The sequence below is a fragment of the Flavobacteriales bacterium genome (assembly GCA_021739695.1).
In the GTDB taxonomy this organism is placed as follows: domain Bacteria; phylum Bacteroidota; class Bacteroidia; order UBA10329; family UBA10329; genus UBA10329.
In genome coordinates this window covers 81,292-106,790 of the sequence record JAIPBM010000013.1, presented here as the reverse complement: position 1 = coordinate 106,790, position 25,499 = coordinate 81,292, and the positions used below count along the sequence as shown (strand labels likewise).

Annotated in this window: 21 protein-coding genes and 1 pseudogene; 15 read left to right on the top strand and 7 right to left on the bottom strand. The window is 45.3% G+C overall.

Translation table 11 applies throughout. The annotated features are described in order from the left end of the window. Positions 1 to 78 precede the first annotated feature (78 nt). Positions 79 to 966, bottom strand: coding sequence for a succinate--CoA ligase subunit alpha (gene sucD / locus K9J17_10005; protein ID MCF8277058.1), 888 nt, complete (start codon positions 964 to 966; stop codon positions 79 to 81). Positions 967 to 1,099: 133 nt separating this feature from the next. Here sucD and mnmE point away from each other — a divergent pair, with 133 nt between their 5' ends. After that, on the top strand, positions 1,100 to 2,497 hold the full coding sequence (gene mnmE / locus K9J17_10000; protein MCF8277057.1) for a tRNA uridine-5-carboxymethylaminomethyl(34) synthesis GTPase MnmE: 1,398 nt from the start codon (positions 1,100 to 1,102) through the stop codon (positions 2,495 to 2,497). Positions 2,498 to 2,618: 121 nt separating this feature from the next. Here mnmE and K9J17_09995 read toward each other — a convergent pair. Together K9J17_09995 and K9J17_09990 are read right to left on the bottom strand one after the other, a co-directional pair. Continuing rightward, positions 2,619 to 3,281, bottom strand: a pseudogene (locus K9J17_09995) (IS6 family transposase). A gap of 100 nt (positions 3,282 to 3,381) precedes the next feature. Next, positions 3,382 to 4,086 (bottom strand): Crp/Fnr family transcriptional regulator, encoded by a 705-nt coding sequence (locus K9J17_09990; protein MCF8277056.1) that lies wholly within the window; start codon positions 4,084 to 4,086, stop codon positions 3,382 to 3,384. A gap of 272 nt (positions 4,087 to 4,358) precedes the next feature. Here K9J17_09990 and K9J17_09985 point away from each other — a divergent pair, with 272 nt between their 5' ends. The 8 genes from K9J17_09985 (at position 4,359) to K9J17_09950 (ending at position 11,310) form a co-directional block, all read left to right on the top strand. After that, a complete protein-coding gene (locus K9J17_09985) occupies positions 4,359 to 4,937 on the top strand; it encodes a fasciclin domain-containing protein (protein ID MCF8277055.1) in 579 nt (192 codons plus the stop codon). Between the two features lie 31 nt (positions 4,938 to 4,968). After that, the gene (locus tag K9J17_09980; protein MCF8277054.1) at positions 4,969 to 5,430 is read left to right on the top strand and encodes a c-type cytochrome; all 462 of its coding nucleotides are present in this window, start codon (positions 4,969 to 4,971) and stop codon (positions 5,428 to 5,430) included. A 28-nt stretch (positions 5,431 to 5,458) separates the two neighbouring features. Further along, complete coding sequence (nosZ, locus tag K9J17_09975; GenBank protein ID MCF8277053.1) at positions 5,459 to 7,414, top strand: Sec-dependent nitrous-oxide reductase; 1,956 nt, start codon at positions 5,459 to 5,461, stop codon at positions 7,412 to 7,414. Between the two features lie 86 nt (positions 7,415 to 7,500). Next, the gene (locus K9J17_09970) at positions 7,501 to 8,103 is read left to right on the top strand and encodes a hypothetical protein (GenBank protein ID MCF8277052.1); all 603 of its coding nucleotides are present in this window, start codon (positions 7,501 to 7,503) and stop codon (positions 8,101 to 8,103) included. A gap of 59 nt (positions 8,104 to 8,162) precedes the next feature. Then, positions 8,163 to 8,597, top strand: coding sequence for a nitrous oxide reductase accessory protein NosL (locus K9J17_09965; protein MCF8277051.1), 435 nt, complete (start codon positions 8,163 to 8,165; stop codon positions 8,595 to 8,597). Between the two features lie 10 nt (positions 8,598 to 8,607). After that, the gene (locus K9J17_09960) at positions 8,608 to 9,831 is read left to right on the top strand and encodes a nitrous oxide reductase family maturation protein NosD (GenBank protein ID MCF8277050.1); all 1,224 of its coding nucleotides are present in this window, start codon (positions 8,608 to 8,610) and stop codon (positions 9,829 to 9,831) included. Continuing rightward, positions 9,828 to 10,535, top strand: a complete 708-nt coding sequence (locus K9J17_09955) for an ABC transporter ATP-binding protein (GenBank protein MCF8277049.1) — start codon at positions 9,828 to 9,830, stop codon at positions 10,533 to 10,535. Before K9J17_09960 ends, K9J17_09955 begins: the two co-directional genes overlap by 4 nt. Beyond that, positions 10,528 to 11,310, top strand: coding sequence for an ABC transporter permease (locus tag K9J17_09950; GenBank protein ID MCF8277048.1), 783 nt, complete (start codon positions 10,528 to 10,530; stop codon positions 11,308 to 11,310). Before K9J17_09955 ends, K9J17_09950 begins: the two co-directional genes overlap by 8 nt. Here the strand turns inward: K9J17_09950 and K9J17_09945 are convergent. After that, positions 11,307 to 12,761, bottom strand: coding sequence for an aminotransferase class V-fold PLP-dependent enzyme (locus K9J17_09945; GenBank protein MCF8277047.1), 1,455 nt, complete (start codon positions 12,759 to 12,761; stop codon positions 11,307 to 11,309). The two genes, K9J17_09950 and K9J17_09945, sit on opposite strands and share 4 nt — an antisense overlap. Before the next feature lie 205 nt (positions 12,762 to 12,966). Here K9J17_09945 and ric point away from each other — a divergent pair, with 205 nt between their 5' ends. Continuing rightward, entirely contained in the window at positions 12,967 to 13,707 is a 741-nt protein-coding gene (gene ric, locus K9J17_09940; GenBank protein MCF8277046.1) for an iron-sulfur cluster repair di-iron protein, read from the top strand. 253 nt (positions 13,708 to 13,960) lie between these two features. After that, positions 13,961 to 16,543 (top strand): adenosylcobalamin-dependent ribonucleoside-diphosphate reductase, encoded by a 2,583-nt coding sequence (locus K9J17_09935; GenBank protein MCF8277045.1) that lies wholly within the window; start codon positions 13,961 to 13,963, stop codon positions 16,541 to 16,543. 203 nt (positions 16,544 to 16,746) lie between these two features. Here the strand turns inward: K9J17_09935 and K9J17_09930 are convergent, their stop codons facing one another. Both K9J17_09930 and K9J17_09925 read right to left on the bottom strand, forming a co-directional pair. After that, positions 16,747 to 17,622 (bottom strand): endonuclease/exonuclease/phosphatase family protein, encoded by an 876-nt coding sequence (locus K9J17_09930; GenBank protein ID MCF8277044.1) that lies wholly within the window; start codon positions 17,620 to 17,622, stop codon positions 16,747 to 16,749. 31 nt (positions 17,623 to 17,653) lie between these two features. Continuing rightward, on the bottom strand, positions 17,654 to 17,869 hold the full coding sequence (locus K9J17_09925; protein ID MCF8277043.1) for a hypothetical protein: 216 nt from the start codon (positions 17,867 to 17,869) through the stop codon (positions 17,654 to 17,656). A 148-nt stretch (positions 17,870 to 18,017) separates the two neighbouring features. On the opposite strand from K9J17_09925, the gene K9J17_09920 reads away from it, so the two are divergent. Genes K9J17_09920 through K9J17_09905 form a run of 4 tightly spaced genes read left to right on the top strand, consistent with a single transcriptional unit; the run spans position 18,018 to position 23,706 of the window. Continuing rightward, entirely contained in the window at positions 18,018 to 20,438 is a 2,421-nt protein-coding gene (locus K9J17_09920; protein MCF8277042.1) for a TonB-dependent receptor, read from the top strand. Between the two features lie 9 nt (positions 20,439 to 20,447). After that, entirely contained in the window at positions 20,448 to 22,352 is a 1,905-nt protein-coding gene (locus tag K9J17_09915; protein MCF8277041.1) for a metallophosphoesterase, read from the top strand. Next, complete coding sequence (locus tag K9J17_09910; protein ID MCF8277040.1) at positions 22,352 to 23,116, top strand: glycerophosphodiester phosphodiesterase family protein; 765 nt, start codon at positions 22,352 to 22,354, stop codon at positions 23,114 to 23,116. Before K9J17_09915 ends, K9J17_09910 begins: the two co-directional genes overlap by 1 nt. Before the next feature lie 11 nt (positions 23,117 to 23,127). After that, a complete protein-coding gene (locus K9J17_09905) occupies positions 23,128 to 23,706 on the top strand; it encodes an NAD(P)H-dependent oxidoreductase (GenBank protein ID MCF8277039.1) in 579 nt (192 codons plus the stop codon). Between the two features lie 80 nt (positions 23,707 to 23,786). Here K9J17_09905 and K9J17_09900 read toward each other — a convergent pair whose 3' ends face one another. Next, positions 23,787 to 25,403 (bottom strand): T9SS type A sorting domain-containing protein, encoded by a 1,617-nt coding sequence (locus tag K9J17_09900; protein MCF8277038.1) that lies wholly within the window; start codon positions 25,401 to 25,403, stop codon positions 23,787 to 23,789. Between the last annotated feature and the right edge of the window lie 96 nt (positions 25,404 to 25,499).

Genomic DNA, 25,499 nt, shown 5'->3' with positions numbered 1-25,499 from the left:
CTCCGACTTACTGCAATTGAAAAGGGCGTTCCGATAATCGGAACGCCCTTTTTTCAATCTTCTATTTTGACTGAATGCTTACATCCCTGCAGTCACGCCCATCGCCTTCGCCATGGTCTCGCCAATATCGCCAGGCGAAGCAACTACATGAATTCCGCACTCGGCCATGATCTTCATTTTAGCTTCTGCGGTGTCTTCCGCTCCACCAACAATGGCACCCGCGTGTCCCATTGTTCTTCCTTTCGGAGCTGTTTGACCAGCGATGAAACCAACAACCGGTTTCTTGTTTCCAGTAGATTTAATGTAAGCTGAAGCTTCAGCCTCTAGCGTACCACCGATCTCACCGATCATTACGATCGCATCTGTGTCTGGGTCGTTCATGAACAATTCAACTGCTTCTTTAGTGGTTGTACCAATGATCGGGTCACCACCGATTCCGATAGCTGTTGAGATTCCCATACCAGCTTTCACTACTTGATCAGCAGCTTCATAGGTCAACGTTCCAGACTTTGAAACGATACCGATACGTCCTTTCTTGAATACGAATCCTGGCATGATACCGACTTTCGCTCCTTCTGGCGTAATGATTCCTGGACAGTTTGGACCGATCAATCGTGTCTTGGTTCCTTTCAGGTAAGCCGCAGCTTTCGCCATATCGGCAACAGGAGTTCCTTCCGTGATGGCAACTACCAATGCAATTCCTGCTTCCGCAGCTTCCATGATCGCGTCAGCCGCAAATGCTGGCGGAACAAAAATGATGGAAACATTGGCTCCAGTTTCTTTCACAGCATCTGCAACCGTGTTGAATACTGGTCTATCTAGGTGAGTTTGACCACCTTTACCAGGAGTTACTCCACCTACTACATTGGTTCCGTATTCAATCATCTGCGAAGCGTGGAAAGTTCCTTCGCTACCGGTGAATCCTTGAACAATAACCTTCGAATTCTTATCTACTAATACACTCATGGTGTTTGTCTATGTGTTTTTTGAACGCGGCCAAAAGTAGCTTATTACGAACGGATACCCAACATTAAGGTCTACTTTTGCGCCCTCAACTTTTCCACAATCAAATTAGCTTGAAATGGCTGCTCTGAATGCAATGGATGATACAATTATGGCATTGGCCACTCCTTCGGGAGCAGGCGCCATCGCTATTATCCGAATGAGCGGAAAAGATGCCTTCGCCATTACCGACAATATCTTTCGGGCGAAAGGGAAAAAGACGATTGCCGAAGCAGCATCGCACACCATCATTTTCGGAGATATATTGGACCCTTCCGCAGGCTCAGGGCAAGTGCCCGAAATTGTGGATGAAGTGCTTGTGAGCGTTTTCCGCAATCCAAAATCGTTTACTGGAGAAGATTCTGTTGAAATCTCTTGCCATGGTTCAACCTTTATTCAGAAACGAATCCTGAATCTACTGAGCAAGAACGGCTGCCGAATGGCCAAACCAGGCGAGTATTCGATGCGGGCTTTTCTGAACCGCAAGATGGATCTATCGCAAGCTGAAGCTGTGGCAGATCTGATCGCTTCCTCTTCAGAAGCAGCACACCAAGTGGCTATGCATCAGATGCGTGGTGGATTTGGCAACGATCTCCGAGTGCTGCGCGAAGAACTCGTCCATTTCGCTTCGCTGATCGAGTTGGAACTCGACTTTTCCGAAGAAGACGTGGAATTTGCCGACCGTTCGCAATTGGCGCAACTGATCAATCGTATCATCATAAAAATTGAACAACTCATCGGTTCATTCGAATTAGGAAATGTGATCAAAGAAGGTGTTCAGGTAGCCATTATTGGCGAACCGAACGCAGGAAAATCGACCTTACTGAATGCCCTTTTGAATGAAGAGCGCGCCATCGTTTCCGACATTGCTGGAACTACTCGCGATACCGTGGAAGACGAACTGGTGATTGAAGGAATCCGCTACCGTTTTATTGATACAGCTGGCATCCGACAAACCTCTGATACCATTGAAAGTCTTGGGATTGAACGCACCATGCAAAAGGCCGAACAGGCCGATGTGGTCATGTTTCTTTTTGATGCCTCCACCTACACACCCGAAAGACTTCATTCCGAGATAAACGAACTGAAAACACGTAAATCCGACCTCGAAGAACGATTAATCCTTGTTGCCAACAAAACCGACAAGACTTCAGAATCCGTGGCCCAAAAGTTTGTTGATTTCAATACCGCTTCCATCTCAGCCAAAGAGAAAACGGGGATTGAAGAATTGAAACTGCGCTTGACCGAATTTGTCAATCTTTCAGCTCTAAAAGAAGACCAGACCATTGTGACCAACACGCGTCACATCGAAGCATTGAATGGTGCCAAAAATTCACTTCAAGACGTGTTAGCGGGATTCCAAAACCAAGTTCCTGGCGATCTGGTTGCCATCGATATCCGTAGGTCTCTCTTTTATCTCGGGGCAATAACAGGCGAGATCACAACAGATGACCTATTGGGCAACATCTTTTCAAAGTTCTGTATCGGTAAATAGTTAATAATCAGCTATTTAGTTATTTTTCAACTCATATCTGACCAATAAATCACAGAAACGATTAAGTGGGTTCTGTCGCATTAACTCCGTTGGCGTCTTAAAAATTAAGGATTTGAAGTGTCTATGCTGCCAATGATCTGAATGTTGCAAAACAAGAGGAGTTCGGGCCATCTATCTGCCCCTTCCGTATGATGTTCACCACCTCAATTCCCGCTAAGGTCCTTTGTGCAGACTCGAACTCTTTGAACCCCGCACTTATGCACATCCTTCGTTTGATATTCCTGTGGTCTTGCTCCACTATATTGTTCAAATACTTGCAGCCTCTGCGTCTATTCCGGCTAAAACTCCTCGCGTTTACAGTTCTGATTGCCGCTGAGTTGGCTCCACTTTTATCAATATTGATCTCTCGTGGTCTTCCGTTATTTCCGATGGCTTTGTTCATAAACTTCTGGGCAGAACCTTTCATTCTCCGTTTGGTCAGCAGAAAATCAACTGTGTAACCATATTTGTCCACTGCTCGATATAGTTACATGTCCTTCCCTCCTACCTTAATGTAGGTCTCTTCCATTCACCAACTATCGCAGACACTGCGCTTTCTCTTATGCATGTTCGCCTCAATCAGAGGTGAGAACTTGAACACCCAGCGTTGTAGAGTAGAATGATCAACCTTTACCCCTCTGATTCTGAGAAATTCTTCAACGTCTCCATAGCTCAAAGTGAACCTCAGTTTGAAATACACTGCCTGAAGAATGATGGCTTTTGGAAATCTGTGATCCTTGTACATTCTAGTGGACTTTGGTTTTAATCAAAACTAAACCAATACCTTTTCAACCTTGGTAATGCGACAGAACCCAATTCTAATCCAAGTCTGATTTTACTTGGCTCTATGACGTCAAATCTTTTGAACAATAAGTCATTTCACAAAGCTTCTTATTGTCCACAATTCTCAGTTTTTTCCCTTCTATCTTGATGATTTTTTCCGTTTGCAATTCTGCCAGACTTCTGATAACAGACTCATATGTGGTGCTGGCCATTGAAGCAAGGTCTTTTCGTGTGACGGTAAAAGCAAGAAGCGAACCGTCCTCAGAGTCGAAACCAAAGCTCTCCATATTCATTCTAATCGCTTGAGCGACACGCTGCTTCACAGTCATATTCAGTTGATTTTTGCCCATTCGTTCAGAACGTCTTAATTCTTCAGCAAAAAACATCATGAAGTAGTAACAGAACAGGTTATTCGCCTTCAATAAACTCTGAAAAACGGACATCGGCAGGCAATAAATAGTACTTGGAGACAGTGCTACAGCTGAAACGGCAAAGGTGAAGTCCTCCCCAAATCCTCTGTGCCCGATTATCTGACCATCGGTAGCAAATCGTGCAATGACCTCTATATTCTCTGTATAAGCAGAGTAAACCTTTACACGACCATGTTTGACCATGTAAATGTTGTCGGCCTTATCGCCTTCATTAATAATTACATCACCTGTTTTGAAATCAAGCGTTGTGGTGTTCGCCCACGCCAATTTCCTCCACTCTGGAGTGCAGTAATTCTCGATGAGCTTGTCAAGTTGTTTTAATTCTCCTGAATTCATGGCGTTTTCTCAGCCCTCAAAATAAACACGAAAAATATTCTCAAGTGCACTGCAATGTAGTAGCAAATCGAATAGCGGAATCCGTGAATATCTGTGTCGCACTTTTACTACGTTACTTGACCCAATAAAATGATATGTAACAGTTATTAATGATTTCAAATGGTGTTAATGTGCCATTAAACAGACAATTATATGATGTGCATCAGTTTTTAATGATGTATTCATTTAGTCCTTCGTGGTAAGAAAAAGAGTATCAACCAATCTCTCATATCATGAAAACAAAATTCAATTCAATTTTAGCAGCTATCGCCCTTTTGGGGCTGGTTTCTTGCGGTGGAACCGAAAATGACACTAAAACATCAGCAACAGGAGAAAGTGCAGCAGAGCAGAACACACCGCTAGGGCAGGCTTCCGTTGTTGATGCGGACTCTGACCCAAATATTCTTCAGGTTGCCATTGGCTCTGCAGACCATAGTACATTGGTTGCAGCGGTTCAAGCGGCCCAGATAGAGCATGTATTGGTAAATGCAGGGCCACTTACGGTTTTTGCGCCAGTAAATGACGCGTTTGCCGCGCTTCCTGAAGGAACGGTGGAGAACCTGCTGAAACCAGAAAACAAGGCAACGCTTGCTGGCATCCTTACAGGTCATGCTGCTCCGGGTTCTTACAATCTGGAGGCTCTAAAAAAAGAGGCTAGCAAAGGACGAAAGCTTTACATGGCAGACGGTTCTTACCTAGAAGTGACGGTAGAAGGTGAAGACGTGTTTGTTGGAGGAGCTAAGGTGATTGGCACCATTCAAACAGCAAACGGAATTATAAACGTGGTAGACAAAGTGATTCTACCAGGATAACCAATAGTAAAACCATCTAAAAGCAATCAAGATGAAAACAATCAATTCAATCGTAATGGCAGCCTTGGTAATGATGTTTACCAGCTGCGGTGGCGGTGAGCCAAAACAACAAGGACCAGCTGTTAAAGCTGAATCAATGGTGAAGAAAGAAGCGCCAGGACCAGATAAAGGCGTTGGACCTATTAAATCAGTAGATGTTTCTGCACCAGTAGACGCTGCATTAGCTGCAACGGGCATGGAAACCTTTGAGGCAAAATGCACGGCTTGTCATAAAATGGGAAAACGATTCGTTGGACCTGATTTGACAGAAGTAACGAGCCGAAGAGAGCCAGAATGGATCATGAATATGATTCTTAACCCTGAAGGAATGGTGGCTGAGAACGAAACTGCAAAAGCACTTTTGGCAGAGTATCTCTCTCCAATGGCTAACCAAAGTCTTACCGAAGATGAGGCTCGAAGCATTCTTGAATATTTCCGATCACTCAAAAAATAAATTGACCAACCAGTAAATCATAAATAAGATGAAAAAGACAATTTTCTCAATAGCGGCAATCGCAACATTTTCGATCGGAATGATCGGGTGCGGTGGCTCTAAAGACGGTGGCGGTGCCATGTCTGGTAGCAATGCCGAAAAAGTGTACGTGGCTCCAGGTGAGCACGATGAGTTCTACGCTTTCATTTCGGGCGGATTCAGTGGTCAGTTGGCCGTTTATGGTCTTCCATCCGGTCGCCTTTTCAAAGTGATACCAGTGTTCTCTCAAGATCCTGAGAAAGGATATGGCTACAGCGAAGAAACGAAACCAATGTTGGAGACCTCACATGGTTTCGTTCCATGGGATGATGCGCATCACCCTGATCTTTCGCAAACCAATGGCGTAATTGATGGAAGATGGTGTTTCATTAATGGAAACAACACGCCTCGAATTGCACGTATCGACCTGAAGACATTTGAAACAGTTGAGACGATTGAAATTCCAAACTCAGCGGGAAATCACAGTTCTTCCTACCTGACCGACAATACGGAATATGTGGTTGCAGGAACTCGTTTTTCAATTCCAGTTCCTCAACGGGATATGCCGATCAGCGAATACAAAGGCAACTTCAAAGGAGCGCTTTCATTCCTTTCGGTGGATAAAAGCTCAGGAGAAATGGATATCGCTTTCCAGATCCTCATGCCTGGCTTCGATTACGACAAGGCACATCCTGGTCGTGGAAAATCACACGGTTGGTTCTTCTTTACGACCTATAATACCGAAGAAGCGAACTCGCTCTTGGAAGTAAATGCTTCTCAGAACGACAAGGATTTCATCGCTGCTGTAAACTGGAAAAAAGCGGAAGAATACATGGCCGCAGGCAAGTTCAAGACGATGCCAGCTAATTATGCGCACAACGTTTATGACGAGAATTCGCATACAGCTTCAACAACATGGGGGAAAGAGGTAAAAGTTCTTGATCCTGCAGAATGTCCAGGATTGGTTTACTTTCTGCCGACACCAAAGTCTCCTCACGGTTGCGATGTGGATCCAACAGGAGAATATATCGTGGGTAGCGGAAAGCTTTCTGCAAACGTTACGGTTCACTCCTTCACCAAAATGTTGGCCGCCATTGAAGGCAAAAAATATGACGGTGAGGCCTACGGGATTCCGATCTTGAATTTCGAAGATGTGTTGGGTGGACAAGTGGTTCAGCCAGGTCTTGGACCGTTGCACACCGAGTTTGACGACAAAGGCAATGCTTACACCACTTTCTTCATCTCTTCTGAGGTTGTGAAATGGAAATTGGGAACTTGGGAAGTGTTGGATAGAAAGCCAACTTACTACTCTGTTGGTCACTTGATGATTCCTGGTGGAAACTCTCAGAAGCCTTGGGGCAAGTACTTGGTGGCCATGAACAAGATCACCAAGGACCGATACCTGCCAACAGGACCAGAACTGTGTCAGTCAGCTCAGCTATATGACATCTCAGGAGACAAAATGGAACTCTTGAGCGACTTCCCAACCATTGGCGAACCGCACTACGCAGCCGGTTGTCCAGCCGATCTGATCAAGCCCAACTCTACGAAGATCTACAAGCTTGAAGTGAATACGCATCCTTGGGTTGCCAAGAGCGAGAAAGAAGCAAAAGTGACACGAAAAGGAAACGAGGTTCACGTTCAAATGACAATGATCCGTAGCCACTTTGCACCAGACAATATCGAAGGAGTGAAAGTTGGCGATAAGGTTTTCTTCCACGTGACCAACTTGGAGCAGGATTTCGATGTGCCACACGGATTTGCGATGATCGGAGCCAATACTTCGGAGTTGTTGATCATGCCTGGTCAGACCGAAACCATCATTTGGGAACCTAAAAGAGTTGGTGTTTGGCCGATGTACTGTACTGACTTCTGTTCGGCATTACATCAGGAGATGCAAGGATATGTGCGCGTTTCGCCCGCAGGCGCAAATGTGCCGCTATCCTGGTCGCTTGATGGAGAATAGTCCGAATGGTTTATGAGAGGGAACGGGCAGCCTAACAACTGCCCGTTCTTATTCAAATTAATTGAAAAACAACAAAAAGTAAGACAATGAAAGCTTCTAAGATTCTGATGATCATTGCTGCGCTACTTCCAGCCTCCTTGTTCTTCGTGCCCATGTGGACGATTGAATTAGGCGCACCTCAGTATCCAGAGCCATTGGGAATGGAGATCTGGATAACCAAGATCGCTGACATCAAACCAGGTGATCTTCAGAACATCAACCTCATGAACCACTACGTAGGCATGAAACCCATTCCAGAACACATTCCTGAATTCGATGTGTTTCCGTGGGTGGTTGGCGGAATGGTCGTTCTTGGGGTCGTTCTCGGCTTTATCGGAAATCGTTTGTTATTTCTTGCTTGGTTCTGGCTGGCCGCCATTTTCGGCTCTATCGGCATGTACGATTTCTATCAGTGGGAATACGATTATGGACACAGCCTCGACCCAAAAGCAGCCATCAAATTCATGGACGAAACGGGGCATTTGCTAACGTATCAACCACCGTTAATTGGAACACAGACCATCCTAAACTTTGAGGCGACCTCCATGCCAGCCATTGGCGCCTATCTGCTTTTCGCTGGAATGGTTCTTAGCATAGTGGCCTATTGGGTTGGCCGATACGAAGCTGGACATAAATTCCCGCCACTTTAATGATTGAATCCACAAATCTTGCAGGTTAATTGAACCTGTGAGGTCTTAAAATAAACGTCATGAAAAACCACCATCCAATTTTCCTGATTCTCATTTTGTTCCTCAGTGCTTGTGCAGTAGAACCACAGCCGATAAACTACGGTCAGGACGCCTGTCACTTCTGCAAAATGAATATAGTTGACAGTCAGCACGCAGCTGAGTTCGTAACAACCAAAGGCAAGTGCTATAAGTTTGATGCCGTTGAGTGCATGCTCAATCAGATGAAAACATTTGACGAAGCACCGCTTGAACTCCACTTGGTTTGCGATTACGCCAAACCTGGAGAATTTACCGATGCCAACTTGGCCACATACCTCATTTCTGATGCTATTCCGAGTCCGATGGGTGCTTTTCTGAGCGCATTTAGTTCGGAAGATCAGGCCATATCAACCCAACAAGAAAGCGGTGGCGAAGTGCTCACTTGGGAGCAGATAAGACTGAAATACGGACTGTAATTTCAACTCCATGTTCAGGCTTACCATCCTTTTCTTGTTCATGCCCATTTTGGTATTCTCCAAGCAATTGGAAGTGTGCTCAAAATGCAGCTTCAAAACGGTACAGAGCGCCATTGCTGCTGCCGATAGCGGTGATGTGGTTTTGGTAAAGGCCGGAACCTACAAGGAGCACAACATTTCGGTAAACAAGCCGCTTTCTATCAAGGGCGAAAAAGGCAGCATAATTGATGGCGAAAAGAAAGCCTACATCATCAAAATTGAAGCGAACCACGTTTCCATTTCAGGATTACATCTCAAAAATGTCGGCATCAGTTTCACCAAAGATTATGCAGCCATTTATCTGCATAAGGTGAAACATTTTCTGATTGAAAACTGCGTGATGGAGGCGGTTTACTTTGGCGCTTTGATTGAGAAATCGAGCCACGGAACGGTGCGAAAAAACCAAGTGAGCAGCCAAGGGACCGAAGAAGTAACCGCTGGAAACGGAATTCATCTTTGGCACAGCGATCATGTTCTTGTGGAAGGCAATTACCTGCACAAGCTTCGCGATGGTATTTACTTCGAGTTTGCAACCGATTGCAAGGTTATGAACAACCTCAGCGAGCACAATTTCCGCTACGGATTGCATTTTATGTTTAGCAATCAGAATGAATACACCTACAACACTTTTCGTGAGAACGGAGCCGGAGTAGCCGTCATGTTCTCAAAATTCATTCGCATGGAACGCAATGTGTTTCAAAAAAACTGGGGAACGGCTTCGTACGGACTCCTTCTGAAAGAAATTTACGATGCAGAAATCATCGATAACCGCTTTGAAGGCAACACAATCGCCATCAATATCGAAGGCTCCACACGGGTCAACTATTTCAACAACATTTTGAAAGGAAATGGTTGGGGCGTAAAGGTGGCCGGTGCCTGCTACAAGAATGTTTTTGAGCACAATAATTTCAGTTCAAACGCTTTTGATGTGTCGTACAACAGCAAGATGAACGATAACAGTTTCAACGAGAATTATTGGGGAGATTATACGGGCTACGACCTGAATAAGGACGGCATTGGCGATGTGCCACATCGGCCCGTCAAACTGTTCTCGTATATCGTTAATCGAACTCCCGAGACCATTGTGCTGCTGCGAAGCCTGTTCGTTGACATCATCAACTTTTCGGAGAAGGTTTCTCCCGTTTTTACGCCAGATGATCTGGTAGATGAAAAACCATTAATGAGTTTCAAATGATACGTGTAGAAGGACTGAAAAAATCGTTCGGGAAACTCACCGTTCTCGACAACCTCGACCTCCAAATCGCTAGGGGTGGCATTTTCGTCATTCTTGGTCCGAATGGATCAGGAAAGACCACGCTGATCAAAAGTGTGTTGGGAATGGTGGTTCCGGATGCAGGAAAGATCAGCATCGATGGCAAATCCGTCATCAGGGAATGGGAATACCGCGGAAACATCGATTACCTGCCGCAGATTGCCAATTTCCCTTCAAACCTGAGTGTTTCGGAACTTTTGAAATTGGTGAAAGAGCTTCGCGATAAGCCAACGCGAGACCAAGAATTGATCGCGCATTTCGGCCTCGAGCCCTTTCTCGACAAGAAATTGGGAAACCTATCGGGTGGAACAAAACAGAAGGTCAATCTCATGCTCACCTTCATGTTCAACAGTCCGTTGGTCATTTTGGACGAACCGACCTCTGGTCTCGACCCAATCGCCATGTTGCACTTGAAGGAGCTTATCAGAGCCGAAAAACAGAACGGAAAAACGGTGCTGATAACCACCCACATCATGAGTTTTGTGGAGGAAATTGCCGATGAGATTGTTTTTCTTTTGGACGGCAAGATCTATTTCAAAGGTTCGGTTCAAGAGTTGCAGCAGAAAACTGGACAGAAGGATTTTGAACACGCCATTGCGGCCATATTAAGGAGAGAGCATGCTTAAGATCATGAAATACAGCTTTTTCGATCTTATTCGAAGCCGATGGAGCTTCGTCTATTTCGGATTTTACTTCCTGCTTGGCATGACGCTTCTGTTCTTGAACAACGATGTGTCGAAGGCAATCATCACCATGATGAACATCATCGTGGTGCTCACGCCATTGATCGGAACCATTTTCGGAGTGATGTACTACTACAATTCGAAGGAATTCACTGAATTATTGATGGCACAACCGTTGAAACGAAGCACTATTTTCCTCGGTCAGTATTTTGGATTGGCGCTTTCTTTGGCGGGCAGTCTAGTACTTGGTTTGGGTATTCCATTCGCTATTTATGGCGTTGTGGGTTCAACTGCGTTGGTCAGTTTCGCACTATTGCTGGCGGTCGGTGCGCTGCTCACTTTCATTTTTGTGGCGTTGGCCTACAACATAGGTTTGGCCAACGACAATAAGATCAAAGGCTTCGGTATCGCCATCTTGATGTGGCTATTCTTAGCCGTTGTTTACGATGGCATTTTCCTCATATCGCTCTTCATTTTTGATGATTACCCGATTGACAAGTTCTCGCTCTTGGCCAGCATGTTCAATCCGATTGATCTATCTCGAATTCTCATCATTCTCGAATTGGACATTTCCGTGCTGCTTGGCTACACCGGTGCCGTTTTTCAGCAATTCTTCGGCACTTCGCTGGGCATGATCACCAGTTTCGGTTTGCTTTTCGCTTGGGCAGCTGTGCCGATTGCACTAATAGTGAGACAGGCGAAGAAGAAGGATTTCTAAACGTTGTTTTCCTTCATGTGAATTTGGAGAAAGTAGAGTAACTCATCCACTTCTTGTAAATGTGTTCGGAAAGAAAGGATGGCTACACGCATCCAATACACATTATTGATTGTGGTGGAAGAAATGAAAACCCGACAATTGGCATGGATGTCTGCTACAATCTGTTTGTTCAGTTCATTTGTGCTTTCATCGGCCCCGAGCCGAAAAAGAACCACACTCAGGTCAGGCTCTGGGCCAGTTTCAAATCCCATCTCGGTAATTGTTTGATAGAAATAATCGGCCAGCAATAGTTTCTCATCCAGCGCATCGGCAAATTTCTGCACACCATGCATTTTGAGGGGAAGCCACATTCGCATTCCTCTGAAATGTTTGCTGAGTTCGGGCGATAGATCCGCTGGTGAAACCTCTGCTCCAGATAATTTACTGTCTTGCATGTAATTGGCCTCCTGACTAAACGTCTCCTCGAGTAGGTTCCCGTCTTTGATCAAAACCATTCCAGAACCATATGGCAAGAACAACCCTTTGTGCGGGTCGAGAATAACCGAGTCGGCCAAGTCGATGCCATCCAGTTTCTTCTTTCCGTATTCGGTCAATAGGAAAAAACCGCCATACGCAGCATCCACATGGTGCCAGAGTTCAAACTCCCGCGCAATTGTTGCCACTTTCCGCAATGGATCCACCGCCCCAACATCCGTAGACCCGGCATTCGAAATAATGAGAAATGGAAGCAGGCCATTTTCCTTGTCCTTATTTATGGCTTTTTCCAGTGCTTGTATATTCATTCTGTAATGAACATCGGCAGGAATTACCCGTAACACACATTCGTGTAAGCCATTTATCCGCAGCGCTTTAAGCAGACTGTGATGCGTTTGTCTGGTGGTATAAACCACCGCTTTCTCCACATCCCTAGCCCGAATATTCTTTGATTTTCGCGCAGTGGCAATAGCAATCAGATTGGCCATGCTACCACCGGAAGTGAGATTTCCAGCAAAACCTTCTTTATAACCAACAAGTTCGCCAGCCCATTTTATCAGGCTATTCTCCATTCGAACTGCTCCTGGCGATGCATAAAACACCCCAGCATACTGATTACCAACCGCAGCAATAAAATCTCCAACAGCTGCCTCAAAAATCCCACCGCCTGGTATGTAGCCTAGGTGACCGCCAGAGGCTGCATTCAAACCCTTCGTATCAATCCGATCTCTTACATACTCGAGAATTGTGTCAAGCTCGGTCGGGTCCGAAAGTTCCAAAAATTCATCCTCGGACGATATAGCATAGTCGGCATGATACGTCTTATGATTCGGGAGACATTCGTAAAACTCGCTGACATATTTGCCCACCACTTCCATCGTCCGTTGTTTTCGATCTTGTGGCGTTTCCAGATCATCTGAAAACCGTGAAAGCCTCAGACGTAACTCTTCTATTTCTTTAGATTGTTTGTCAATCATATTCTCTAACTAAACACGTATTGGGCTCGAAAGCTACAGAGTATTGATCGGTAAAAACTGATGGTTCTCACGTCAGTTAAAGTTTGTTGTGGCTAAATCGCATTCAATCATTTTTATGATACATATCATATATTTAAACTGATGACTCTCAGATTACGATGTAAATCGCCATCTACCTTCGTTTTACATCATAAAAACAACATTAATGGAAGCAACAGTAGCACCGACAATTGGCGAAATGGTAGCCGAGAATTACAGAACCGCACCAGTTTTCAAAAAATACAGCATTGACTTCTGCTGCAAGGGCGGAAGAACTATTGAAGATGCTTGCGCGGCAAAAGGAATTGACCCACAGCCGCTGCTTGCTGATCTGGAAGCAGCAATAAGCGTGAATGACGACAGCAACGTGGATTACACCACTTGGAAGTTGGATAGATTGGTCAATCACATTGAGGATATTCATCACAGCTATGTGGTTGAAGCCACGTATCAGCTAAAACCATTTCTCGATAAAGTGGCAAAGGTGCACGGAGAAGGTCACCCATATTTGATTGACCTCAGAAACATGTTCTTCAAAAGCGCTGGGAATTTGGCGCAGCACATGAAAAAGGAAGAACTGATTCTCTTTCCATTCATCAAGAAAATGCAAATGGCAAAAGATGCCGGGGAAGCAATGCAGCAGCCATCATTCAATACTGTAGAAAATCCAATCGCCATGATGAAGGCCGAGCATGAAGAGGAAGGAGAACGATTTGAAGCAATGAGCATGTTGAGCGATGGTTTCAATCCACCAGAATATGCCTGCAACACGTGGCGAGTAACTTATAGCTTGCTAAAAGAATTTCAGGATGATCTGTTCCAGCACATTCATTTAGAAAACAACATCCTTTTTCCGAAAGCACTGGTAATGGAAGCGGGATTTGGAACAGTTTTACGGAATTATTGAACATGATGATGATGTGAGAGAATGGATGAGAACCGACCCGCTTACGGGCCGTTTTCTTTTTCTGAATAATGATAAGGACTACCTCATTGACGGTATTCAATGCTGATTTAAATCAGATTCGAGTAATCTCATTGCTGATTACCAACTACTTAGAGTTATCAACAGCCATATTTTTAACAACCATATCTGCCCATCATCGAGAGCCATTTTTTGGTCGATAATTTCATGGACGAGAACATCTAATGAAGAAAACATGACAGCCAAAAAGACACCGCAAGCCATCGTAAAAACCCTAATCTCAACACCAATATTCAGTCACGAGGAAGTGTTGAAGGAGTGCTTGAAATACTTTGATGGAGATGAGTTGGCTGCCACCACATGGATAAACAAATACGCCATGACCGACCTGGATGGCAAGTATGTGGAGAAGTCTCCAGATGACATGCACAGACGGATGGCCAAACAGTTTGCCCGCATCGAATTAAAGAATGGTTCGTCTGCCAATCTTGGAGCGAAAACCGCACTGCTATCGGAGTATGGTCAGCAGCGGCATCCAATGACAGAAGATGAGATCTACAATCTTTTCAGCGACTTCAAATATGTGATCCCACAGGGAAGCGTGATGGCCTCATTAGGCAATCCCTACATCTTGGCATCCTTAAGTAACTGCGTGGTCATACCCGAAATTCACGACAGTTATGGTGGCATCATGTACACCGACCAACAACTTGTTCAGCTCTTTAAAAGACGCTGTGGAGTTGGAATTGACATGAGCACCATTCGTCCTGCGGGATTGCGCGTGAACAACGCGGCAGGAAGTACTTCTGGAGCAGTTTCGTTCATGGAACGCTTCTCAAACACGACCCGTGAAGTTTCTCAGAACGGAAGACGTGGAGCGCTAATGATCACGATGGATATTGCCCATCCAGATGTCGAGGATTTTATAACTATCAAACAAGACCTTTCTAAGGTAACTGGCGCCAATATTTCAGTTCGAATTTCGGACGAATTCATGAAGGCCGTTCGCCATAATAAAGACTACACCCAACGCTGGCCGATTGAAAGTGAAGAACCGCAGATCACTAAAAAGGTGAACGCCCGCGAGTTGTGGAATACCATCATTAAATGCGCGCACAACACAGCCGAACCTGGCCTCATTTTTTGGGACCGTCAGCATTACTATTCCACGTCATCCGTGTACCCAGGATTTAAGAATACAAGTACCAATCCGTGTTCTGAAATTGCCATGCAGGGCGGAGATAGCTGCCGTTTGATCGCCATCAATCTGTATTCATTTGTGGATAATCCGTTTACACCGGAAGCTTCGTTCAACCACAAGAAATTCTGGAAAACGACCTACGAAGCGCAACGCTTGATGGATGACCTCGTTGACCTCGAATTGGAGGCTATCGAGTGCATTCTGAATAAGGTAAAAAGCGACCCAGAGCCCGAGAGGATAAAGCAAGTGGAACTTGAAACATGGGAGCTTCTTTATAATGCAGGGAAGAATGGAAGAAGAACGGGCCTTGGATTTACCGCCTTGGCCGACACGGCTGCTGCCTTGGGCTTGAAATTCGATAGTGATGAGGCTTTGGTGGAAATGGAGAAAATGATGCGAACCAAGTGCGATGCAGAATTTCAGTGCTCCATCGACATGGCGATTGAACGTGGCAAATTCAAAGACTTTGACCCGAAAATTGAGAACACCTCTGAGTTTGTGCAGATGTTGCAAAAGGAATTTCCGAACGTTTATGACCGCATGATGCAGCACGGGCGCAGAAACATTTCTATCAGTACAGTGGCGCCAACTGGAACCCTTAGTATGCTTGGTCAGACTTCGTCAGGTATCGAACCTGTGTTCATGACCAGCTACAAGCGAAGGAGAAAAGTGATGGAGCACACGCCTGATGCGAAGGTTTCATTCGTGGATGAAATGGGCGACCGCTGGGAGGAATTCACGGTTTATCACCCGAAACTTAAAAAGTGGATGGAGATTACTGGAAACACGGATGACTCGGTCAACCCCTATTCTGGTTCAACCGCTCCTGAAATTGACTGGATGCAGCGCGTAAAGTTGCAGGCGATGGTGCAGAAATATGTGACCCATTCCATCAGCTCAACTATCAATTTACCTGAAGATGTAAGTCAAGAAAAAGTAGGCGAAATCTACTTGACCGCTTGGCAGCAAGGCGTGAAAGGAATTACGGTTTACCGCGATGGTTCTCGTTCGGGCGTTTTGATTTCCAATGACGAAAAGAAAGACACTCCAACATTGGAAACGATCATGGAAACACGTCCTCCGCGCAGACCTAAAAAGCTGGAAGCCGAGATTGTCCGTTTCCAAAACGAAAAGGAAAAGTGGATTGCTGTGGTCGGACTTTTGGACGGAAAACCATACGAGATCTTCACTGGAAAAACGGAAGAAGCATTTCATCTTCCTGCTTGGGCAGAAAAGGGGTGGATTATTAAAGACCGTGACGAAAACGGAAATGCTCGTTACGATTTCCAATATGTTGACAAAGACGGTTACCGCGTAACCATCGAAGGTCTCTCGCGAAGCTTTGATAAAGAATTCTGGAACTACGCGAAACTCATTTCAGGTGTGCTGCGTCACGGAATGCCGTTGCCTTACGTAGTGAACCTGGTTTCTCGTTTAAACCTCTTCGATGAGAACATCAATACTTGGAAAAATGGAGTGGAACGCACGCTTAAGCGCTACATTCCAGATGGAACGAAAGCCGATCATCAATGTCCTTCATGCAATGATCCTGACGGATTGATCTATGAAGAAGGCTGCCTGAAGTGCAAAAGTTGCGGGCATAGTAAATGTGGATAGTGAAACAAAAAAGCCCCGCAACTGCGGGGCGTTGCTGTGGAGCCAACCGGACAAATGTCGAACCGAATTTGGAAGGATATTGAATCTTTGAATTAACCTTGCGGACTCCGAATCGCGGCTACGGAAAAATGCGTTAATAATGCAGCAGTAATATTTACGCTGTATAAAATTTAGCAGTGACTTACAGCCTCTATTCACCAGAGTTATGGCCGTTTTATCAAACTCAAAATGGCGACAACTGGAAGATGGTCTGAAGGATAGTATATGCCATCATTGTCATCGAGAATTCGATAGTTCGTGCATTCGAAAGATTCGCAATGAAAAATATGGTCTATTCGAGCGCCCTGTTTTCCTTCGACCTGAAAGCCAACACCAGTTGTAGTTGGCCCGTTATTCCGGCATGAGAATGAATCTAGAAACCGTTCATTGATTATTCTGTAGGGTTCAGATTCAGGAATGAAATTGAAATCACCCATCAAAATGATGCTCGAAGAGCCAGCCATTTCCTTTGCTTTTTCGATGATCAGCGCTGCACTTTCTTTCCGCGCTTCAACCCCTTTGTGATCAAAGTGCGTGTTGAATACCCAAATGCTAGAATTCGTCTGTTTATCAATCAATTCTGCCCATGTAACGATTCTCGGAATGTTGGCGTCCCAGCCTTTAGTTCCTACCCTTTCTGGAGTTTCACTCAACCAAAATGTTCCATTGTCGTGAAGCTGAAACCTATCTTGGAGGTAGAACAATGGACTAAATTCTCCCTTTGTCATACCATCATCTCGCCCAACTCCAATTCTCCCATATTTGGAAAGGTTCTCGTCCAGAAACAACACTTGCGTTTCAAGTGCCTCTTGAAATCCGAGGATGTCAGCTTCTTGTGACAACACCAGTCTGACCACCTTCTCTTTTCGCTTGGGCCAGACGTTTTCTCCATCCTGTGGATTATCATATCGAATGTTGTAGGTCATTACCTTCAGGCTTTCCTGCGCAAACACATTTTGATTTAGGCCTATAAGCAACAGCATTGAAATCGCTACAATTTCGATGAAAGCATTCGAACTAAGATTTAAGATTGATTTCATGAAAACCTAAAATGGAAATGCACAAACAGGTTCAATTCAAATGTTTGAACCCTTTCGTACCGTCCGTTTCTCCATTATCTTTCAGCATGGCGCCAAGTTCATTGCATTTCGGGCAGATCATATGATTTGCCATCGGTCCTTTCGGAGCGTCTTCCACAAAATCCTTGAGAGGCCATTTCGGACATAGTGGATTTGTATGCCAAGTAAGGCGATCAATTCTACGTCTGAAATATGACCCTATTTCCATGACTCCAATATATAACTAGCTAATGATCAGTTGTTTCATTGAATGCTAATTATCTGTTACTGATTAGCTCCAACTAGTTGCTCGATTTAACATTTGGCTAAACACAGGGCAATACTCGGAAGATATTTTGGACGCTTCGAAAAAAAACATGAAGCATTTTCTAAGTATATCCATCAGCATTCTATTCTCTACCCTCATTTGGGCTCAGGAAGGAACAATCATTGGGAAAATAACTGATGCAGAAACAGGTGAGTCACTGATCGGTGCCACAGTGGTGTTTGAATCAGCAGGAGTTAGCACTGATGTTGAAGGTAAATACAGATTGAATCTCCCTTCGGGAAAGCACAAGATCAAATTCTCATTCATTGGCTACGAGGCTAAGTTCAAGGAAGTAGATGTAGAAGACGGCCTCACGATTAAATTGGACATGAGTCTCAGCTCAGAATCACATCAACATCAGACTGTGATCATTTCGGCAAGCCAGTATGAAACAAAAATTGAGGAGGAAACAGTTTCGGCAGGTGTGGTCAGTGGAGATAATCTTAGAGATCGAAATGCTACGGATGTCGGACAGGCCATTAGCAAAACGTCAGGTGTGCTGGTTCAGGACGGCCAGGTCAGTATTCGGGGAGGTAGTTCCTACTCTTATGGCGTTGGATCTAGAACGGCAGTTCTGGTGGATGGAATGAGCGTGATGAGCGCTGATCTTGGAGATGCCAAACTAAAGTTTGCTCCGACCGAGAATACCGAACAGATTGAGGTGATCAAAGGCTCGGCAAGCGTGGTTTACGGGTCTTCAGCACTAAATGGGGTGGTGAACGTTCTAACGGCTTGGCCAAAATCAGAGAAAGCATCGCACGAGATTGTGACGTTCGGAACCGTTTATGACCGCACTCCCATCAAAAGTCAACAGTGGTGGACAAAGTTTTCTACCCGCGGAGCCATGGGTCTGAGTTACCTCTACGATCAAAAGGTGGGTAGAGCTGATGTGGTGGTTGGCACGAACATCTATCGTCACCAGAGCTATTTGGAGGAAAACGATGAATTACGCGGACGGGTCAGTATTAAAACCCGTATTCATCATAAAAAGAAAAAAGGGCTTAACTATGGGCTCAATTATACGCTCATGTTCGAACAGAACGAACGGTTTTTTCTAGCGCAGGATTTGGACACGAATGCTTTCCGTGTTGCAGATGGCTCTGATGACCGCTATATGACGATGAACCTTGACCCGCATCTTCACTTGGTCGATTCGCTAGGAAACAGGCACAGTGCTGATTTCCGCTGGTTATACATCCATCGCTTCGGGAACGATGACGACCCTGATGCCATTTCCAACCAATTCATAGAGAATTACCAATATCAAAAGAACTGGGGTTGGAATAAGAACCGATTGATGGTAAAACGACCTGAGCACCGCGTAATTCTTACAACAGGAGCACCTGCAACCTTCGGCATTTCGTCCAGTAACCTTTATCCTGGATTGAGGGAAACGTATTCGGCAGCAGCATACCTTCAAGGAGAGTATAAACTCATCTGGGCCGATGGTGGGGCAGTTAGAAGGGCTGATAGAACAAAATCTGGCAACTCAGACACGCTGAGAGCATTGTCGCTTATTGGTGGTGTGAGGTATGAGGTTCTTGGGGTGGAAGATATTTTCGAATCGGGGTTACCTGTGTTCCGAACAGGTTTAAATCTCAAGTTTGGTCGAGCAAGTTTTTTCAGAACCTCTTTCGGTCAATCGTACAGATTGCCGAGTGTGGGTGAACGGTACATCACAAACGACCTATTCAACACGCTTCGCATCATAGCCAATCCACAACTTCAACCAGAAAAAGGTTGGAACCTGGAATTTGGTATTACCCAAGGGTTTCAGATATTGAATTTCAAAGCTGGGATTGATGCCGCATTCTTCTGGCAACAATATAAACAGTTCGTTGAGTATCGTTTCGTCAGTTCAGCCACCAATCCAGAGCTATTTCAGAATGATTCCTTGTTCATTGGGCTGTACCCTAGCAATGTAGAAAACGCACGAGTTGGAGGCTTTGAAGTGGGGCTGAATGGAAGCGGGAAGATCGGTGATTTCGAGATCGTTCCATCTTTAGGATATACCTATACCTATCCGGTGAACGTTGATTCGTTTGGAACCAGTGTGGGAAAATACCTCGAAATGATGTTCGCTGATCTGGGCCGAAGGGTTCCTGATGAACGTAAAGGTCAGATTCTACAATTCCGATCACGGCATTTGTTTGTAGGAGATCTTGCCATTAATTGGAAGAACATCACCACAGGGTTCTCTTTCTATTATGGAAGTTACCCAGAAGTCATTCCGCAAACCTTCGGACTTGCTGTGGGCTTCCTTTCGGGAGATTTTGCTTCATTTGATCGCTACGGAGAGCAACACCAAAAAGGCGATTGGGTGTTTGATGTACGATTTGGCTACAAGATCAGCAGCAAATTGAAAGCAGGGTTCATTATTAAAAACGTTGCCAACCGATACTACTCAACCCGACCAAGCATGCCTGAGCCGAATCGTAATTTCACGTTGCAACTGCAGGTTAGAATCTAATTCCAAATAATGAAAAACTCCCTTTTTTCTCTCATTCTCTGCCTATTCTTCCTGCCTATAATGGCACAGCAAAAGACTGCCGTAGATAGTTTTTTAATCAATCCTTATCTGCAATGGTCAACTAAGAACAGCATGACTGTGCTGTGGGAAACTACCTCTGAAGCAACAACGATTGTAGAGTATGGCGAAGCACTTCCAAAGGCGAAAGAGCCAAATCTCTCACAGAAAATTGAACTCACAGATGAAAGGTTGATGCACGAAGTGGTGCTAGATAATTTGAAAGTGGAGACGAAATATGTGTATCGTGTCAAATCGAGGTTTAAGTCAGGGAAGGAAATTGTGAGTCCGGTTTCCACGTTCAAGACCACGGTGAATGACGATAGCGCGTTCATGTTCGCCTTTATTGGCGATACGCAACAGAACCGCGATACGCCCTGGGCCTGGAAAAAGGTGGCCGAACGCGTGTTCTCGGAGCGCCCCAGCTTTGTGGTGAATGCGGGCGATATTGTGGATGTGGGTTCCATCAAGGACCAATGGGTGAACGAGTTCTTCGCTCCGGGAAACATCGTGATGAGCCGCTACCCGATGTTCACCGTTATCGGCAACCACGAGCAGGATGACGACTACTACTACCAGTACATGGCCAACCCTGCACCAGAATACTATTACAAGTTCCGTTATGGCAACACCGATTTCTTCATGATCGATAGCAACAAAGACGTTTCGGAAGGCTCAGAACAATACGATTGGTTGGAGTGGCAATTGGCCAAGAGCGATGCTACTTGGAAGATCGTGGTACATCATCATCCGCCTTATTCTTCGGAAGAAAACGATCAAGGTGACACCTACATTGGTGCTTCCACTTACACCACAAAGACCATTAATCTGGTGCCTTTGTATGAGAAATATGGTGTGGATTTCTGCCTCTTCGGACACACACACGTTTATGAGCGTTCGTGGCCGTTGTTTGAAAATCGGGTCAATATGAAGAATGGAGTTGTTTATATCAACTCGGGTGGTGCAGGTGGTGGCTTGGAGGATTTCGACCCGAACCGTTCGTGGTTCTCGCACAAGGTATTTGCTGATCATCACTACACTACGTTCGCCATTTTCGATAGAACCTTGGTGTTCAAAGCCATCGACCACGAAGGCCATTTGTTTGACACTTTTCAGCTAGAAAAACCGGAAGAGAAAGGAATCACAAATCGCATGTTGCAACCGCCTCCGCCCATGATCGATGTCGATAAAATGGTTTTTGGTGATGAAGCGAACGTGAGTATGCAAGCGTTGGAAAAGGATTACGCAATTTATTACACCTTGGATGGAAACGAACCGACACAGAAGTCAACGGAATATGTCGGCCCGTTCAAACTGAAAAAGACGACCGAATTGAAAGCGCGAGCTTACACGGCTGACAATCGCGCCAGCCGAATTGTTACACGCAGCCTGAAGCAGATGGATCCGCTTCCAGCGATAACCACTAAGACTGAACGTGGATTGAATTTCAGCTACTACGAATTTGCTGATGACCTCGAAAAACTGCCCGATTTCAGCAAACTAAAAGCCAAGAAAACGGGCGTTCAGCAGACCGTAAATGAAACCGAATGCAATAACTCGAAGGAAGATCTGTGGGGCTTGGTTTTGGATGGTTTGGTGGAACTGGACGAAAGCCGAACGTATCGCTTCTTCACCCGTTCGGATGACGGTTCCAAACTCTACATCGATGGGCAATTGGTTGTAGACAATGATGGTGACCACGGAGCCTTTTGGCAATACGGAGATATCATTCTCGATAAGGGAAAACACGCTTTGAAAATCGAGTATTTCGACCATCATCACGGACAAATGCTCCGCGCGGGCTATCTAGTGGATGGCGACCGTAGGCCATTCACACCATTTCAACTTTCGCATTGATGAGAATACCTTTTTCGTTTTTCCCTTTTCTCTTTGTAACGCTTTCCGCAACAGCCCAGATCGAGGTCGTGGTCCATCGCGGAGCCAACCATTTGGCGCCTGAGAATACGAAGGCCTCTGCCGAAGCGGCCATCAAATTGGGCGCACATTATGTGGAAATTGACGTGCGAACCAGTAACGATGGCGTGTTGTATATCATGCATGACCCAACGGTAAATCGCACCACCGATGGTTCAGGACTTTTAGGCTCCATGACAAGTGCTGAGATTGATAAATTGGATGCTGGAAGTTGGTTCGGGAAGGAATTCAAAGGAGAACCAGTTCCCAAATTGCGCGAATACTTGAACTGGATAAAAGGCAAGGCCAAGGTATATTTCGATGTGAAGGATGCCAACCCAGCCCAGCTCATTGCGCTTGTGAAGGAAACAGGTATGGAAAACGACTGTTTCTTCTGGTCGGGCAGCAAAAAGTGGATGAAAATGTTTCGAAAGCTATCGGCCGAACTACCGCTGAAGGTGAATGCGGGTTCTGTGGAGGAAGTGGAGGCCGCTGTGAAAACGTATCATCCGCAGATCATCGAATGCGGTATTGGAAATGTGACTGCCGAATTCATAGCGGCCTGTAAAAAACACAATCTTCGAATAATGCTTTACGGCAGCAAGGAAGACGAAACTTATTTCGGGCAGGTGCTGAGAACAGATGGCGTGGAGCTGATCAACATTGATCGGCCAGAAATTTACTTTGAGGTTCTTCGCGCGAACTAGGACAGACCACCATGAAAATCTATTTGCTTTTAGGACATCCAGATTCTGCTTCCTATAACGGAGCGATTGCGCACGCTTACTGCCAAAAGGCTCAGGAATTAGGGCACGAAGTGCGGTTTCAAAAGGTTGGAGATTTGAAATTTGACCCGATTCTGCATAAGGGGTACAAGGAAATACAAGCATTAGAACCAGACCTGGCCCAGGCGCAAGAAAACCTGTTATGGTGTGATCATTGGGTTGTGGTTTATCCGATGTGGTGGGGCTCTGTTCCTGCCTTATTCAAGGGATTTTTAGATCGAACATTGGTTCCGGGGTTTGCTTTTAAGTATCACAAGAACGACCCGATGTGGGACAAACTTCTGAAGGGAAGATCGGGAGAGATAATCCGCACTTCAGATGCTCCCACGATTTGGATCTGTCTGATGTATGGCAATAGCGATCTCGGTATGATAAAGAATGCTACGATGAATTTTTGCGGCATTAAACCAGTAAGGGTGCACCGTATTGACCGCGTTAAGGATAGAAGTATGGAAGAGTTGGAAAAGAAGATCCAGAAAGTCATCCATTCAATTCCCAAGCTTAGGAACTGATGTTCATGTGACAAATTCCTTGTTTCTGCAACCAGGAAAGCTTGGAAAGAAGCGTGGTGGTTTGCTGGTGCGCTGAGGGTTCACCTTACAAATTTGAATTGAAACTGATCATCTCCAATTCCGAGATCTGCCACGTAAATCCCAGCAGGAAGCCATGAGAGATCGGTCAGTTCACTGACATCTTTAACAGTTTCAACTTTCTGACCGAGCGTATCATAGATTTGAAGATCGGACATTTGGCTTTGGCCAATCGATGCGTGCATCATTCCAGTTTCGTCCACCCAAACATGGCGGTGAAAAGCTTCCTCTGAAACCCCAGAACTAATGGTGACACAGCCGCCATCATTCTCAGAGATCATCGTGTAATTTGCTGAATTAAGGACGTCTTCCATCATAAGTCCCGGTCGTTGATCGGCATTTTGCCATCTGAAACAGACATCAGACATTTCGATGGCATCCACATGCCTGATGTATAACCCATAGGACGGCAGCAGATCACCAAAAATGGAGCTTTCAGGTTTTTCACCTTCGTTTTCAGGAACCACATAACCCGTCCCAAGGTCGCTTTGACCTCCTGGGAATTCGATGTCGATGTTTTCGAGCGTGATATTCTCAGCATAATGACCTGGTATGCCAGTGATGCTAGACGTAGTGTTGCTTTCCTGAACAGCCGTTATGTTCCGTAAGACTACATTTCTCAAATAGCCTACAGGTGGTGCGGGAAGCCCATCTTCCCAAACATGCCCTCGGTTTCCAAGTCGGATAAAAAGGGCCGTGTTTACTCCTTCCATCGTGATGTTTTCAACAGTAACGTCTTCCATGAAGCCTCCATCTACAATGGCCAGATTGATGCCGCAAGAGGCCACACCAATGCCGAACAGAGGAATTGCCAACGAACTCCAAACCACGGCAATATCGTGGATGTGAATATTCCGAAAGCCTGAATGTGTTTCGGTTCCGATCTTGATGGCGCGCGACCAGGTGGCCACAGTACAATTTCGGATCTCAATATTTTCACATTCAGCTGGACTTGTGGTCTTCAGAACTATCGGGTCGTTGTTGCTATCAACCGTGCAATCTTCGATGAGTACGTTTCTACAACCATCCAAACTCAAGCCATCGTTGTTGCTATTTCCATGATTGAAAATCTCCATGTTCCGAATGACCAAGGTGTCTACATCCAACAGATTCATCATCCAAAAACCAGAATTCCTGAGTTCAGATATTTCCAAAGTCACATTCTGACAGGAAACAAACCGAATTCCGAACGGGCGTTCATCTATTCCGATGAAAGAGCTTCCTTGTCCATCAATCCTTCCTTCACCTGAAATTCCAATATGCGACTGACCTTCGGCATAGATGAGCGCTTTCCGAGTGTAGTTGTTCACGTACGTTGGAATCTGTGGGGTGATGTCGGGATAATCGGAAATGGAGTTACTTCCACGCAATTCAGCCCCTGCATCAACGCGCAAATTCACCCCATCTTTCAACCAGATGGTTCCGCTCAGAAAATTGCCCCCAGCGATGACCACTTCGCCACCACCATTTGCGTTGCAATCGTCAATAGCTGCCTGAATAGACGCTGTATTGATGGTTGATCCATCTCCAATGGCACCGTAGTCTGACACAAGATATGTTTGACCGACAAGGCTGGATGAAAGTAGGATGGACATAAAGGAGAGAGGAATTAACTTCATCTTTGAAATAATTTCGGTTTCTAGGATAGGTTAAATATAGAAAGCGCAGGAAGCTCCCCAATGCTACCTGCGCCAATTACAACGACTTTTCTACGA